This window comes from Bradyrhizobium sp. 1200_D9_N1_1, from assembly GCF_052075915.1.
Taxonomy (GTDB): Bacteria; Pseudomonadota; Alphaproteobacteria; order Rhizobiales; family Xanthobacteraceae; genus Bradyrhizobium; species Bradyrhizobium diazoefficiens.
In genome coordinates this window covers 55,523-70,857 of record NZ_CP197226.1, presented here as the reverse complement: position 1 = coordinate 70,857, position 15,335 = coordinate 55,523, and the positions used below count along the sequence as shown (strand labels likewise).

Annotated in this window: 13 protein-coding genes; 4 read left to right on the top strand and 9 right to left on the bottom strand. The window is 64.0% G+C overall.

All coding sequences use genetic code 11. The features are described 5' to 3' along the window. Positions 1-8: 8 nt before the first annotated feature. The 3 genes from fabB to AB5K84_RS00290 all read left to right on the top strand — a co-directional run bounded on the left by fabB (position 9) and on the right by AB5K84_RS00290 (position 4,295). Positions 9-1,232, top strand: coding sequence for a beta-ketoacyl-ACP synthase I (fabB, locus tag AB5K84_RS00300; protein ID WP_011083592.1), 1,224 nt, complete (start codon positions 9-11; stop codon positions 1,230-1,232). Positions 1,233-1,367: 135 nt separating this feature from the next. Further along, positions 1,368-2,165, top strand: a complete 798-nt coding sequence (fabI, locus tag AB5K84_RS00295) for an enoyl-ACP reductase FabI (RefSeq protein WP_011083593.1) — start codon at positions 1,368-1,370, stop codon at positions 2,163-2,165. A 192-nt stretch (positions 2,166-2,357) separates the two neighbouring features. Continuing rightward, positions 2,358-4,295 carry an autotransporter family protein gene (locus tag AB5K84_RS00290; protein WP_162494191.1) on the top strand — a complete coding sequence of 646 codons (1,938 nt, stop codon included), beginning with the start codon at positions 2,358-2,360 and terminating at the stop codon, positions 4,293-4,295. A gap of 64 nt (positions 4,296-4,359) precedes the next feature. Here the strand turns inward: AB5K84_RS00290 and AB5K84_RS00285 are convergent, their stop codons facing one another. The 5 genes from AB5K84_RS00285 to AB5K84_RS00265 all read right to left on the bottom strand — a co-directional run bounded on the left by AB5K84_RS00285 (position 4,360) and on the right by AB5K84_RS00265 (position 8,339). Then, on the bottom strand, positions 4,360-4,956 hold the full coding sequence (locus tag AB5K84_RS00285; RefSeq protein ID WP_011083595.1) for a glutathione S-transferase family protein: 597 nt from the start codon (positions 4,954-4,956) through the stop codon (positions 4,360-4,362). 115 nt (positions 4,957-5,071) lie between these two features. Next, the gene (locus AB5K84_RS00280; protein WP_011083596.1) at positions 5,072-5,962 is read right to left on the bottom strand and encodes a hypothetical protein; all 891 of its coding nucleotides are present in this window, start codon (positions 5,960-5,962) and stop codon (positions 5,072-5,074) included. 60 nt (positions 5,963-6,022) lie between these two features. After that, positions 6,023-6,862 carry a hypothetical protein gene (locus tag AB5K84_RS00275; protein ID WP_011083597.1) on the bottom strand — a complete coding sequence of 280 codons (840 nt, stop codon included), beginning with the start codon at positions 6,860-6,862 and terminating at the stop codon, positions 6,023-6,025. A gap of 82 nt (positions 6,863-6,944) precedes the next feature. After that, the gene (locus AB5K84_RS00270) at positions 6,945-7,406 is read right to left on the bottom strand and encodes a GNAT family N-acetyltransferase (RefSeq protein ID WP_011083598.1); all 462 of its coding nucleotides are present in this window, start codon (positions 7,404-7,406) and stop codon (positions 6,945-6,947) included. A gap of 6 nt (positions 7,407-7,412) precedes the next feature. Next, the gene (locus AB5K84_RS00265; RefSeq protein ID WP_011083599.1) at positions 7,413-8,339 is read right to left on the bottom strand and encodes a hydrogen peroxide-inducible genes activator; all 927 of its coding nucleotides are present in this window, start codon (positions 8,337-8,339) and stop codon (positions 7,413-7,415) included. 114 nt (positions 8,340-8,453) lie between these two features. Between AB5K84_RS00265 and katG the strand changes: the two genes are divergently transcribed. Beyond that, positions 8,454-10,619, top strand: coding sequence for a catalase/peroxidase HPI (katG, locus tag AB5K84_RS00260; RefSeq protein ID WP_038965161.1), 2,166 nt, complete (start codon positions 8,454-8,456; stop codon positions 10,617-10,619). Positions 10,620-10,791: 172 nt separating this feature from the next. Here katG and pnp read toward each other — a convergent pair whose 3' ends face one another. From pnp to rbfA, 4 genes are all read right to left on the bottom strand, one after another. Further along, positions 10,792-12,954 (bottom strand): polyribonucleotide nucleotidyltransferase, encoded by a 2,163-nt coding sequence (gene pnp / locus AB5K84_RS00255; RefSeq protein ID WP_011083601.1) that lies wholly within the window; start codon positions 12,952-12,954, stop codon positions 10,792-10,794. Positions 12,955-13,416: 462 nt separating this feature from the next. Beyond that, entirely contained in the window at positions 13,417-13,686 is a 270-nt protein-coding gene (gene rpsO, locus AB5K84_RS00250) for a 30S ribosomal protein S15 (protein WP_011083602.1), read from the bottom strand. A 2-nt stretch (positions 13,687-13,688) separates the two neighbouring features. After that, complete coding sequence (truB, locus tag AB5K84_RS00245) at positions 13,689-14,807, bottom strand: tRNA pseudouridine(55) synthase TruB (RefSeq protein ID WP_028172518.1); 1,119 nt, start codon at positions 14,805-14,807, stop codon at positions 13,689-13,691. Next, positions 14,804-15,238, bottom strand: a complete 435-nt coding sequence (gene rbfA, locus AB5K84_RS00240; protein WP_011083604.1) for a 30S ribosome-binding factor RbfA — start codon at positions 15,236-15,238, stop codon at positions 14,804-14,806. The genes truB and rbfA overlap by 4 nt, the downstream gene beginning before the upstream one ends. Positions 15,239-15,335 lie beyond the last annotated feature (97 nt).

The following is a 15,335-nucleotide window of genomic DNA, read 5'->3' as shown; positions in this document are numbered from 1 at the left end:
AGGCTGTCATGAGGCGGGTTGTGGTCACCGGGATGGGCATCGTCTCGTCCATCGGAAACAACACCCAGGAAGTGCTTGCGAGCCTTCACGAGGCGAAGTCGGGCATTTCGCGGGCTGAGAAATATGCCGAGCTCGGCTTCCGTTCGCAGGTGCAAGGTGCGCCGACGCTCGACCCTGCGACGGTCGTCGACCGCCGCGCGATGCGCTTCCTCGGCCAGGGCGCGGCCTGGAATCACATCGCGATGGAACAGGCGATCCTGGACTCCGGTCTGTCGCCCGAAGACGTCTCCAACATCCGCACCGGCATCATCATGGGCTCCGGCGGACCGTCCGCCCGCACCATCGTCGAATCCGCCGACATCACCCGCACCAAGGGCCCGAAGCGCGTCGGACCGTTTGCAGTGCCGAAGGCGATGTCGTCCACGGCGTCCGCGACGCTCGCGACCTGGTTCAAGATCAAGGGCGTGAATTATTCGATCTCCTCGGCCTGTGCGACCTCGAACCATTGCGTCGGCAATGCCTATGAGACGATCCAGATCGGCAAGCAGGACATCATCTTCGCCGGCGGCTGCGAGGAGCTGGACTGGTCGCTGTCGGTGCTGTTCGACGCGATGGGCGCGATGTCGTCGAAGTACAACGACACGCCCGCGACCGCCTCGCGTCCCTACGACGTCAACCGCGACGGCTTCGTGATCGCCGGTGGCGCCGGCGTGCTGGTGTTGGAAGAGCTCGAACATGCCAAGGCGCGCGGCGCGCGCATCTACGGCGAGATCGTCGGCTATGGCGCGACCTCGGACGGCTACGATATGGTCGCGCCGTCGGGCGAGGGCGCCGAGCGCTGCATGCGCATGGCGATGTCGACGGTGAAGACCAAGGTCGACTACATCAATCCGCACGCGACCTCGACGCCGGCAGGCGATCCGCCGGAAATCGAGGCGCTCCGCAAGGTGTTCGGCGTCGGCGAGAAGTGCCCGCCGATCTCGGCGACCAAGGCGCTGACCGGCCATTCGCTGGGCGCCACCGGCGTCCAGGAGGCGATCTACTCGCTGCTGATGATGAACAACGGCTTCATCTGCGAGAGTGCGCACATCCAGGAGCTCGATCCCGTGTTCGCCGACATGCCGATCGTGCGCAAGCGAATCGACAACGTCAAAATCGGCACCGTGCTGTCGAACTCCTTCGGTTTCGGCGGCACCAACGCCACGCTGGTGTTCAGCCGGCTGGACGTGTGATCTCTGATTTTGTCATGCCCCGCGAAGGCGGGGCATCCAGTATGCCGCGGCTTCTCCATTTATCACGACGGTCTCTGGATACTGGATCGCCCGCCTGCGCGGGCGATGACGTCGAAAATAGGAGCGACGGCTGACATGGAAGGTTTGATGAAGGGCAAGCGCGGTCTGATCATGGGCATCGCCAATGATCATTCGATTGCCTGGGGCATGGCGAAGACGCTGCATGCCCATGGCGCCGAGCTTGCCTTCACCTTCCAGGGCGAAGCCCTAGGCAAGCGAGTCAAGCCACTGGCGGAGCAGCTCGGCGTCGAACTGGTGCTGCCTTGCGACGTCGAGGACATCGCCAGTGTCGACGCGACCTTCGATGTGCTGCGCGAAAAATGGGGCAAGCTCGATTTCGTCATCCATGCGATCGGCTTCGCCGACAAGAACGAGCTGAAGGGCCGCTACGCCGACACCAGCCGCGAGAATTTTTCGCGCACCATGGTGATCTCCTGCTTCTCGTTCACGGAGGTCGCAAAACGTGCCGCCGAGCTGATGACGGAGGGCGGCAGCATGATCACGCTGACCTTCGGCGCCTCGGAGCGCGCGATGCCGAACTACAACGTGATGGGCGTGGCCAAGGCGGCGCTGGAAGCCTCCGTGCGCTACCTCGCCTCCGATTTCGGACCGCGCGGCATCCGCGTCAACGCGGTCTCCGCCGGTCCCATCCGCACGCTTGCCGGCTCGGGGATCGGTGAGGCGCGCGCGATGTTTGCCTTCATGCAAAAACACTCGCCGCTTCGCCGCGGCGTCACGCTCGACGAGCTCGGCGGTTCGGCGCTGTACCTGCTGTCGGATCTGTCCGGCGGCGTGACCGGCGAGATCCACTACGTCGATTCCGGCTACAACATCGTCCTGATGCCGAGGCCTGACGATCTGAAGTCGGAATAAAGCGTTCGCAGGCCGCCTGAGGCCGCGACCGTTTCCTCGCACCCCACGATCATGGGGCAGACTCGGCGATAGAAATAATGTTTGCTGCGCCCGGTGGCGCCGCGGGGTCGTATCCCGCGGTTCGGGAGAGCGGTCTTGCCGAGGATACGTGCGATCAGTCGCGTAGGCGTGCTGGCGTCTGTTGCCGGTGCGATGCTGGTTTGCGGCAGCTCCCGCGCTGTAGCGCAGTCGGCGATCTGGGATGCGACCCTCTCCAACACGAACTGGTACGTGCCGACAGCGCAGCTGCTGGCCTACGCCGCGCCCAAGACCGGCTTCTCCAATCCGATCCCGATCGGCGACCAGACGCTGTGGTCGCTGGCGACCGCGACCAACGGCGCCTTCACCGGAACGAGCGTGGCGCAGCTCAAGCTTGGTCCGGCGCTGCTGACCGATACCTCGACCATCCAGGGGTTCGTCACGACCGCGGGCCAGATCACGATGCTGTTCACGCCGACCGCGGGCGGTGCAGTGACCGTCGGCCTCGGCCACATGCGAACCGTCAACGGCGTGACCGGCATGGAAATGCAGATGATCACGGGCGACAGCCTGCTGGTGACGCATTGGGCCTACATGCTTCCTTACGATCCCGCGACCTTCACGCCGCCGGCCTCGCAGGCCGTTCCGGCGAACTCCGTCCCGCAATGGGCCTGGACGTCGGGCACGCCGTGGCGGATCGTCAGCTCCACGCTGTTCGGCACGTCCGCGCCCGGTCGCTTCGTCATCACGAATTACCAGAACGGATATTTCTGGGGCGCCGGCATTGCGCCCGCGGGGAGCGGTGCTGCGAACTTCACGCTGCTGGGGTCGGTGACGCCGGAAGGCAACGTGCTCTTCAACACACTCTCGAAGGGCACTCTTAGTAGTCTCTATGGCGCTGCGAGCGGCGACGCATCGGGCGCACAGATGCTGGTCAGCAGCTATGATCTCTCGGGCAACCCGACCGGCGGCATCGCCTATCTCTCCCTGGTGCGGCCCTATGCCGAAACGCTTCAGGCCCAGAACAGCCGTGCGGGCCTAGGCGCGGCGGATATGCTCTATCGCCTGTCCGCGACGTCACTCGGCTGGACCGGCAGCATGGCGACCGGCTTCACCGCGCTCGACAATCTCAGCGGCTCCGGTCTCGTCAACGCCGTCAACCAGACCTTGCCTGTCCTCACCGGCGCGGCGTCGCAGGCGACCTATTCCACGCAACGCACATTTCAGCAGGCGATGACAGGACGATTGGACGACGTGCTCGGGCTGAACGCGGGCGCAACGCCTGAGCGGAATCTTTGGATGAAGCCGCTCGGCGGCAGTGTCCGGCAGGGCAGTGTGGATGGCGTCCCCGGCTATAACGCGTCCGGCGGCGGCATTGCCGTGGGCGCGGACACGACAATCTCCACGCGCGCGATGATCGGCGGCGTGTTCGCCTATTCGCATCAAACGATCACCGGCAGCGAGGATGCCGTCCCGAACCGGCTCGCCATCGATTCCTATCAGGCCGGACTCTACGGCGCCTATGCGCTCGGCCATGGCGTTCAGGTCGATGGCCAGCTCGACGGTGCGTTGAATGACAATGGCGAGAGCCGCTCGCTCACGTTCATCAACAATACGGCTGCGGCCGGCTATCGGTCCTATAGCGGGCACGCCGGTGTGGGTGTTCGCAAGCTGATCCCGATCGAGTCTGGATTTGCGATCGCGCCGTCGCTGCGGCTGGACTACGGACAGGTTCGTTCGCCAGCCTATCAGGAAGGCGGCGCAGGCGGCTTCAGCCTCAATGTGGATTCGCAAACCTATCGCGAATTGACGCTGACGGCAGGGCTGAAGGGCGCCTACAGGATCGCGCAGCACGTCTATCTTACCGGCGATGTCGGCGTCGGCTACAACGCGCTGAATCAGGGACTTCAGATCAAGTCAGCGTTTGCCGGCGGCGGCGAGACCTTCACGACCGGCGGCCTTGCCCTGTCGCCGTGGATCTACTCGACCGCGCTGGGCATCGTCGCGGCCGACAACAACCGTTTCGATCTCGGCCTCCGCTACGGCCTTGCGGCGACATCCTCCGGATTGCTCCAGCAGTCCGGGCTCGCCGTCCTCAAGATCAGGCTTTGAGCCGGATTCTTGTTTTGTCGCGTTTTCTTTACGCGAACCGGCATCCACTTCGCTCGAAAACGCTCTAACCCGCCGCGATCTTCTCCGCGCGCTGGAACGCCGGCCGCGCCATGCAGCGCGCCAGATAGGCATCGAAGGCCGGGCGCGACGGCACCATCTTGAACAGGCGCACCGCGAAGTTCAGACCGGAGCCGACGGTGATGTCGGCGGCGGAAAACTCCTCGCCAAGAATCCACGGCCCCTTGGCGAGCGCAGCTTCCAGCACGTCGAACACCTGCGTCGCGCTGCCCCACGCCGCGGTCGAGGTCGGGATCTCGATCTTGGTGAAGATCTGGATGATGGCGGGCTCGATGCAGCCCGGCGAGAAGAACAGCCATTGCAGATAGCGCGCGCGGCGCGGATCGGTCACAGCGGGCGCAAGCTTGGTCTCGGGATAGCGGTCGGCGATATAGGCGCAGATCGCCGCGGCCTCGCCGAGCGCAGCGTCGCCGTCGCTGAGCGCCGGCACCTTGCCCATCGGGTTGACCTTCAAATAGTCCGGCGCCTTCTGCGCACCGGTCGAGATGTCGGTCAGTACGCGCTCATAGGGCAGGCCGCTCTCCTCCATCAGCCAGAGCGTCGTGAACGAGCGAGAACGGGGCGACCAATAGAGCTTGATCATGGGGGGAACCTTTCATCGGCGGAAGGCCAACAGCGCGCAATTCATGTCGCGTTTGCCGTGTATCCGCAACGCAATACGCCTAGGCAGAAGGCAAGCGGCGCGAACGACATGTGGGTCAACGTTCCTTGGTGTCGCTTTGACGCGCTGCTGGTCGAACCCCGAGCATGAGCGGAAGCGTTTTGTCGAGGCTTTCCGCCAGCATGGCGCGCACGCCGTCGCGCAGTGCGGGATTGTCGGCGGCATCTTCAGGGCGCGTTGGAAACGATTCTGCGGGTAATTCGCGATAGGGGCCGCCGATTTGCCTCCCCAGAAGCCGCTGCACCACCAGGGAATGATGCACGTTGATCAGCGCAGAGCTCTGTCTGACAACGGAGAAGTCGCGCCCGTCAAAGATGCGGATAAACGCCAGGGCATAAAGATAGATGCGACGCCCTAGCACTACATCCTGGTTGAGGATGCCGAACCCGCGGACCGTATAGTTCGATGTCCCGATAGGGCTGACTGAATTGAGGACCTGAATGTAGTGCCGGCAATTCGTTCCTTTCGCGACCTCGCGCATGTATCCGGCCAGCTCCGCGTTGAGATCGCGGAACAGCCTGTCCTTCAATGTGTCCTTGGACTCATCGCGGGGAGGAAATTTCGCTGGGTTGTAGGGGATTCTCAGAACGGACACGCCGGCAGGGATCGCGGCGCGAGTCCGCGCGAAGATCAGATCGTTGAGCCCCCAGCCTGGGATCGGGACCACCATCGTCTTGTTCTGGAATACGGTGAGGCCGATCGTCAGCACGGTGAACTCATCGCCGGTGGTGACCACGACACCGAAGTCGCACGAGCCGCCGGCCACGGGAGCGGGCTTGCCCGTCGCTTCACGCCGCGTGGTTATCTTGCCGATGGCTTGTTTGACGGTTGGTCGTGCCGTCTCCAATTGGGCTTGTGCCCGCGCCTGAGTTGAAAAACACCACAGGATGATCGCGACGACGAACAGCAGGGTCATGATGCTGAACACGGCTGTGTTCGCAAGCGCAGCGAAATTTGATTCTCTGGCGTGTCGCGTCGGCAAAGGCGCTTACTCTTCCTTTAGATAGCCCGGCAGGCCCCGGTCGAGCCTGTCGGTGATGAGCGCGCGCGTCCTCTCGCGCAGCGCCGCGCTGGCGGAAGCTGCCGCGGGTGGGTCGGGAAATAGCGAGTTGTCGAGCTTGTTGAGTGGGTCTTCGGTCAGTCGCAGACTCGCAGCGAAGTTAGCGCCGAAATTCACAAAGGGGCGCTTGATCTCCTCGTAGCTCCTTCCGTCGATCAGTGTGATCGCAACATTGGCGAAAAGATGCGAGTGACGGAGGATGCCGCCGACCCCCTGATTGTAAGTGCCGATGCCGTTTAGCGTCATGTGCGAATTTGGCAGCTCCGCCTTGAACGTGGTTGCGACAAGATAGCGCTCGCAATTCGCATTCGCGGTGAAGCTTCGTACGATGTCCGGCAGACGCTCTCCGGGATCGCGGATCAGGATCGTTTTCGGATTATAGAAGGGCTCGAAGACGCCCTTGGGATAGGCGATCCTACGTACCCCGGGATCGTTATTCGTTGCCGCGCGCACCCGTGCGAAGACGAGATCGTCGAGGCCCCAGTCGATCGGGACCTCGCTTGCCTCAGCCTCGAAGATCGTAATGCCAAATTTCTGTACGGAGTAGCGATCTCCGATCACCGAGATCACACCGAGCCGACACGGGCCGCTCTCTGCCGCGACCGGCGGCTTCGCAGTCGGCTTGGCCCTCGGCGCCGCTTTCTTGGCAACCGGCTTTGCCTGTGGTGCGGACTGAGCGACGGGCGCTGTTGTTGCGGGAGGAGTTTGTGCGACTGCCGGGGTCAGAAGGGACAGGAGCGCGATCAGCGAGACAGCAATGCGAAGCATGGATTCCGGGAGCAGGGGTCATCGGTCCCGCCACACTAGGTGGGGATCGTGACAACCGCAAGCTGCATCCAGAGATCGTGGTCTATCCCGCAGCCGGCCGCTTCCAACGGTAATACTTCATCACGAACCCGTTCGACGGTTCGACCTTTTCCTTCTCAAACACAAAGCCTTCGCGCTCGTACCAGCGCCAGGCCTTTTCGTTTTCGCGCACACAGCGCAGGTACATCTCGTCAGGCATTTGCGTGCGCGTGAAGGCGAGCAGTTTTCGTCCGAGGGATTGCCCCTGATAGGCGGGCCCGACAAAGAGCATATCGAGATAGAGTTTGGGCAGATGCAGTGCGAGCATCGCGGCGATGGCGCCGTTGTCGTCGGCGACGAACAGGCTCCAGCCGTTCTCGATCTCGCGCCTGATGCGTGCGCGCAGGTTTGCCAGCAGGAATTCACTCGCCTCGGCAAGCCCGGTCGAGACCCAGCTCTCCATCCAGACGCGGGCGATCTCGTCATATTCGTCCGCGCGGGCGGGGCGGATGACGGGTGCCGGCATCGGAAGTCAGGCCCGTTGGCTGCGCACGGATTGCCGTGCGCGCACCTTGCCGGCCGACAGGCACACCACCTCGGAAATCTGCAGCAGCTGCCGCGCCAGCGGGCTGGTCTTGCGCCAGACCATGCCGATGGTGCGCGAGGGCTGCGGGTCGCGAAAGCGCGTGAGCGAGACCGAGGCCGATCGCGTCTCCACCGGCACCGCCATCTCCGGGATCAAGGTGACACCGATGCCGGCGCTGACCATCTGGACCAGCGTCGACAGCGAATTCGCATCCAGCATCTCGCGCGGCGGCGCCGATTGCATGTTGCAGAAGGACAGCGCCTGGTCGCGGAAGCAGTGTCCCTCCTCGAGCAGCAGGAGCCGCATCTCCCGCATCATCTCGCGCGAGGGTGCGGGCGTTCCCTCATCCGCGCCCGGCCGCACCAGCAGGAATTTCTCCTCGAACAGGGCAACTTCGGTGAGCGAGGGCTCGGACACCGGCAGTGCGACGATGGCGGTGTCGAGCCGGCCTTCGACCAGTTCCTGGATCAGCCGCGGCGTCATCGTCTCGCGCACGCGGATGTCGAGTTCCGGATGCATGCGCGTGAGATTCTTGGTGATCTTGGGCAGCAAATACGGCGCGATCGTCGGAATCATGCCGATGCGCAGTCGGCCGGCGAAGCGGTCCTGCGACGCCCGCGCGAAATCGCCGAGCTCATCGACCGAGCGCAGGATGTCGCGGACGCGGGGGGCGAGCTCTTCGCCGAACCGCGTCAGCGCGACCTGCCGGGCGGTGCGCTCTAGCAGCAGGCCGCCGAGCGCCTCCTCCAGTTCCTTGATCTGCATCGACAGGGCCGGCTGCGAGATCGAGCTCGCCTCCGCCGCGCGCCCGAAATGGCCGTGACGCGCCAGCGCGTCGAAATACCGGAGCTGGCGCATCGTCACGTTGACCATCAGAAAATCCTATCGCAGCGATCATTAAAGTCAACTTCCCCTGATGGAATGCGGGGCTTAGAGTGGTTCTACCTGGTCAAAGGCGCGAGTTCGACGCCACCAGAGGAGGTATTCATGGACGACACTTCAAAGTGCCCGTTTTCGGGTGGAAAACGCGTGCCGGCGAACCGCGATTGGTGGCCAACCCAGCTCAGCATCGAGATGCTGCACAAGAATTCCGGCCTGTCCGATCCGATGGGCGAGGAATTCGACTACGCCAAGGAATTCAAGACGCTCGACCTGAACGCGGTCATCAAGGACCTGACCGCTCTGATGACGGACTCGCAGGAGTGGTGGCCCGCCGACTTCGGTCATTATGGCGGCCTGATGATCCGCATGGCCTGGCACAGCGCGGGCACGTATCGCATCACCGATGGCCGTGGCGGCGCCGGTGCCGGTCAGCAGCGTTTCGCGCCGCTCAACAGCTGGCCCGACAACGCCAACCTCGACAAGGCGCGCCGGCTGCTCTGGCCGATCAAGCAGAAATACGGCCGCAAGATCTCCTGGGCCGATTTGATGGTGCTCGCGGGCAATGTCGCGCTGGAGTCGATGGGCTTCAAGACGTTCGGTTTCGCCGGTGGCCGCGCCGACGTCTGGGAGCCGGAAGAGCTCTATTGGGGTCCCGAAGGCACCTGGCTGGGCGATGAGCGCTACAGCGGCGAGCGCCAGCTCGCCGAGCCGCTCGGCGCGGTGCAGATGGGCCTCATCTACGTCAATCCGGAAGGCCCGAACGGCAAGCCGGACCCGATCGCCGCGGCAAAGGACATCCGCGAGACCTTCTTCCGCATGGCGATGAACGACGAGGAAACCGTCGCGCTGATCGCCGGCGGTCATACCTTCGGCAAGACCCATGGTGCGGGCGATCCGTCGCTGGTCGGACCGGAGCCGGAAGCGGGCGCACTCGAGGATCAGGGGCTCGGCTGGAAGAGCAAGCACGCTTCGGGCCTGGCGGGCGATTCCATCACCAGCGGACTCGAGGTGACATGGACGACGACGCCGACGAAGTGGAGCAACAACTTCTTCGAGAACCTGTTCAAGTACGAATGGGAGCTGACGAAGAGCCCGGGCGGCGCGAACCAGTGGACGGCCAAGGGTGCCGAGGCGATCATTCCCGACGCCTTCGACAAGTCGAAGAAGCACCGGCCGACGATGCTGACCACCGACCTCTCGCTGCGCCTCGATCCGGCCTATGAGAAGATCTCGCGGCGCTTCCTGGAGAACCCGGATCAGTTCGCGGATGCATTCGCCCGCGCCTGGTTCAAGCTCACCCATCGCGACATGGGTCCGATCCAGCGCTATCTCGGCCCGCTGGTGCCGAAGGAGACGCTGATCTGGCAGGATCCGATCCCGGCCGTGAATCACGAGCTGGTCAGCGATCAGGACATCGCTGCGCTGAAGACGAAGATCCTGGCCTCGGGCCTCTCGGTGCCGGAGCTGGTCTCGACCGCATGGGCGTCGGCCTCGACGTTCCGCGGTTCGGACAAGCGCGGCGGCGCCAACGGCGCGCGCATTCGTCTCAGCCCGCAGAAGGACTGGGAGGTGAACCAGCCGGCTCAGCTCTCGAAGGTGCTCGGCAAGCTCGAAGCGATCCAGAAGGAGTTCAACGCCTCGGCCGGCGCGAAGAAGGTCTCGCTCGCCGACCTGATCGTCCTCGGCGGCACCGCCGCGGTCGAGAAGGCCGCGAAGGACGCCGGCGTCGACGTCAAGGTCGCGTTCACGCCGGGCCGCATGGACGCCTCGCAGGAGCAGACGGATGCGGCTTCCTTCGCGCCGCTGGAGCCGCGCGCCGATGGTTTCCGCAACTACGTCGGCAAGCGGCAGCAGTTCCTGCAGCAGGAAGAAGCGCTCGTCGATCGCGCACAGCTTCTGAAGCTCACCGGACCCGAGTTGACCGTGCTGGTCGGCGGTCTGCGCGTGCTCGGTGCCAATGCGAACGGTTCGAAGCACGGCGTCCTCACCGCGAAGGTGGGTGCGCTGAGCAACGACTTCTTCGTCAACCTGCTCGACATGAGCACGCAGTGGGCGCCGGCGGCCGACGGCACCTACGAGGCTCGCGACCGCAAGACCAACGCGGTGAAGTGGACCGGCACGCGCGCCGATCTCATCTTCGGCGCGCACTCGCAGCTCCGCGCCTACGCCGAGGTCTATGCCACCTCGGACTCCAAGGAGCAGTTCGTGAAGGACTTCGCCAAGGCCTGGACCAAGGTGATGAACCTCGACCGGTTCGATCTCGCGGCGTAAGGCGGTGTTACACCTCTCCCGCTTGCGGGAGAGGTCGCGCCGAAGGCGCGGGCTCACCCCAGCCCTCTCCCGCAAGCGGGAGAGCGAGCGCAGCTCTCCCGGGGCGAGCACGAACACAAACAAAAAGGGCGGCCTCTCGGCCGCCCTTCGTTTTTCTGGACTGGTGCGAGACTTACTCGCCGGCCGCTTCGCGCGGGGCCTTCTCGCCCTCGGCGACCTTGTCCTTGGCCTCGAGGTCCTCGCCGGTGGTCTGGTCGACCACCTTCATCGACAGGCGGGTCTTGCCGCGGTCGTCGAAGCCGAGCAGCTTGACCTTGACCTTGTCGCCTTCCTTGACGACGTCGGAGGTCTTCTGCACGCGCGCCGAAGCGAGCTGGCTGATGTGAACGAGACCGTCCTTGGAGCCGAAGAAGTTCACGAAGGCGCCGAACTCCATCACCTTGACGACGGTGCCGTCATAGATCTGGCCGACTTCGGGCTCGGACGCGATCGACTTGATCCACTTGATCGCGGCCTTCATCGCCTCGCCGTCGCTGGAGGCGACCTTCACGGTGCCGTCGTCCTCGATGTTGACCTTGGCGCCGGTCTTCTCGACGATCTCGCGGATCACCTTGCCGCCGGTGCCGATCACTTCGCGGATCTTGTCGGTCGGGATCTTGAAGGTCTCGATGCGCGGCGCGTATTCGCCGAGCTCGGCGCGGGCGTTGGTCAGCGCCTTGGCCATCTCGCCGAGGATGTGGATACGCCCATCCTTGGCCTGGCCGAGAGCGACCTTCATGATCTCCTCGGTGATGCCCTCGATCTTGATGTCCATCTGGAGCGAGGTGATGCCCGATTCCGTGCCGGCGACCTTGAAGTCCATGTCGCCGAGATGATCCTCGTCACCGAGGATGTCGGAGAGAACCGCAAAGCGCTTGTCTTCGAGGATCAGGCCCATTGCGATGCCCGCGGTCGGCCGCTTCAGCGGCACGCCGGCGTCCATCAGCGCGAGCGAGGCGCCGCAGACCGAAGCCATCGACGAGGAGCCGTTGGATTCGGTGATCTCGGAGACCACGCGGATCGTGTACGGAAACTCGTGATGCGGCGGCAGCACCGGGTGGATCGCGCGCCAGGCGAGCTTGCCATGGCCGATCTCGCGGCGCTTGGTGCCGCCGAGGCGGCCGGTCTCACCGACCGAATAGGGAGGGAAGTTGTAGTGCAGCAGGAACGTCTCTTTGTACGTTCCCGACAGCGCGTCGATGTACTGCTCGTCCTCGCCGGTGCCGAGCGTGGTCACGACCATCGCCTGGGTCTCGCCGCGGGTGAACAGCGCCGAGCCGTGGGCGCGCGGCAGCACGCCGACTTCGGCGATGATGTTGCGCACGGTCTTGGAGTCGCGGCCGTCGATGCGCTTGCCGGTGTCGAGGATGTTCCAGCGAACGATCTTGGCCTCGAGCTCCTTGAACACGCCGGCGATGCGCAGCTTGTCGTATTTCGGTTCCTGCCCTTCGGGGAAATAATGGGCGATCACCTTTTCCTTGACCTTGCCGACCGCGGCGTAGCGATCCTGCTTGACCGGAATGGCGTAGGCGGCGCGCAGTTCCTGCTCGACGAGGCCGAGCATTTCCTTCTCGAGCGCGGCATTGTCGATGACGGTGACTTCGCGCGGCTCCTTGGCGGCCTTCTCGGCGAGCTCGATGATCGCGTTGATCACCGGCTGGAAGTGGCGGTGACCGAACATCACCGCGCCGAGCATGATGTCTTCGTTCAGTTCCTTGGCTTCCGATTCCACCATCAGCACGGCGTCGGCCGTGCCGGCGACGACGAGGTCGAGCTGGGTGTCGACCATCTCGTCGAGCGTCGGGTTGAGCACGTATTCGTCATTGACGAAGCCGACGCGCGCGGCGCCGATCGGACCCTTGAAGGGAGCGCCCGACAGGGTCAGCGCAGCCGACGAGGCCACCAGCGCGACGATATCGGGATCGTTCTCCATGTCGTGCGACAGCACGGTGGCGATCACCTGGGTCTCGTTGCGCCAACCGTCGACGAACAGCGGACGGATCGGGCGGTCGATCAGGCGGGAGACCAGCGTCTCCTTCTCGGTCGGACGGCCCTCACGCTTGAAATAGCCGCCGGGAATGCGGCCGGCGGCGTAGGTCTTCTCCTGGTAGTCGACGGTCAGCGGCAGGAAGTCGACGCCTTCGCGCGGCGCCTTCGCCGCGACGACGGTGGCGAGCACCACGGTCTCGCCATAGGTGGCGACGACGGCGCCGTCGGCCTGGCGGGCGATCTTGCCGGTTTCGAGCTTGAGAGGGCGTCCGCCCCAGTCGATCTCGACTGAATGCTTATTGAACATAGAGGTCTTCTTTCATGGGTTCTCGAAACGAGGGACGCTTCGAAAAACAAAAACCATGCGCAAGATTGCGGGACGCTGATCGGAGCGGATGATCAGCGTCCTGCGATCCTGCCATGGTTTTTGGATTTCGGATGGCGTCCATCCTTTCGGGTCATACGGGCGCCTTGCCCGTTGTGCCCAGCCGCCGGATTGCTGCTGGACTGTCAGTCGGCACGAACGCGAACACCGAACTGCGGTCTTCGCCGATCGTGCCCCGGATGCTGGCCGTCACTCGAGTATGATCCGGAAAAGTGCGAAGCGGTTTTCCGAAAAGATCATGCTCAAACAACAATCCAAAGTGCGATTCTTCGCGCTTTGGGCTTGCATCCGACGCGCACGCAGCCTCGATCAAAAACCTTCAAACAAACGCTTTCGTTCGAAACCACGCGCGAAAACGCGCGCCAGTGGCGCGCGCAGGAACACTTAACGACGAATGTTGTGCTTCTCGAGCAGTGCCTTGTAGCGCGCCTCGTCCCTCTTCTTGAGGTAGTCGAGGAGCGAGCGGCGGGTCGAGACCAGCTTCAAGAGACCGCGACGCGAATGGTTGTCCTTCACGTGGGTCTTGAAATGGCTGGTGAGGTTGTTGATGCGTTCCGACAGGATCGCGACCTGAACCTCGGGCGAGCCGGTATCGCCGGCCTTGGTGGCATTCGTCTTGATGACTTCCGCTTTGCGTTCTGCGGCAATCGACATCGTCAATTTCTCTCGTTGCGACCGGGGCTGGCAGTCAGGCCGGTCAGGTTGAACACACGCTTGGGGATGATTTCGCCATTGCCGACTTCGGCAAGCGCCAAAAGGCGGCCTGCCACCGTGACATAGACTGTGCCGCTACAAGTGGGCGCATCCCGTCCGCGCAACAAAACGGCCTGGCCCCGATGGAGCCTTGCCGCATCAGCCCGAGTGACGGCCAGTGCCGGGATGTCGTCCAGCGCGGTCTCAACGGGCAAAAGCGCGTCGGCGAGGCTGCCCTCGCCGGACGCGGCTCTATCGCACAAAGCCTCCAACTGATCCAGCGGAATCATGTCGTTTTCGCCAAATGGGCCGACCAGGGTCCGCCGCAGCGCGCAGATATGGCCATAAGTGCCGAGAATCCGGCCCATATCGCGGGCCAGCGCGCGGACATAGGTGCCCTTGCCGCATTCGGCCTCGAACACGGCCCGGTCGTTATCCGGTTGATCCACAAGGGTTAATCGGTGAATCTCGACCGGGCGGGGAGCCAGCTCCACGACCTCGCCGTCGCGGGCGAGGTCATAGGCGCGCTCGCCCTGGATCTTGATCGCAGAATAGCGCGGCGGGATCTGCTCGATCACCCCGGTGAAGCGGGGCAACAGCGCCAGGATGGCCTCCCGGGTCGGGCGCAGCTCGGAGGTCGCGGTCACCCGGCCCTCGATGTCGTCGGTGTCGCGCTCCTCGCCCCAGCACACGGTGAACTGGTAGCGCTTGCGGCCGTCCATGACGAAGGGAACCGTCTTGGTGGCTTCGCCGAGCGCAATCGGCAGGCCGCCGGAAGCGAGCGGATCGAGCGTGCCGGCGTGGCCGGCGCGCTTGGCGTTGAACAGGCGCTTGAGCACGGCGACGGCCTGCGTCGAGGTCATGCCGATCGGCTTGTCGAGCACGACCCAGCCATGGACGTCGCGGCGGTCGCGGCGAACCTGGTTGCCCTTCTGCTGCTTGGCGCGGGGATCGTTGTTGACGCGGCGCGGCTCCTGGTGCGGCTGGGAATTGCCGCCCATGTCCGCAAAATTATTTTTCTGCACGTCGCGCTGATCGGCCTGTTCGCCGCCGATCGTGCCGTGAGCCGGGTCCATCGTCATTGCTCTTCTTCCCGATCCGAATCCGGATCCTGTTCCAGGTCCTTCTGCACCGCAGGTGTTCGCAAAAGCTTCTCGATCCGTTCTGCTTCGTCGAATCGCTCGTCGACGCGGAAGCGAACGTCAGGTGCAAATTTCAGGTTAACGCGCCGCGCGACTTCGCCGCGCAGGAATTTCTTGTTGCGCTCGAGCGCAGCGATGACGATCTCGGTGTCGCGGCCACCGAGCGGCATCACGTAGATTGTCGCGAGCTTCAGGTCGGGGGACATCCGCACCTCCGGCACGGTGACGATGTGACCTTCGAGGTCCGCATCATGCACGTTGCCTTGCGCCAGAATCTCGGCCATCGCATGGCGAACCTGCTCGCCGACGCGCAACTGGCGCTGCGAGCCTCCGCCGGACGCGGAACTTTTTTTCTGGTGGTGGCGCGGCATTCTGGAAATCACCTCGTCGTGCCCGCGTTTGGGACACGAGCATTGTCATTTGTCCGTTGAAACGAAGAGGCGCGGATGGCCGGAAAAAATCCGGCCA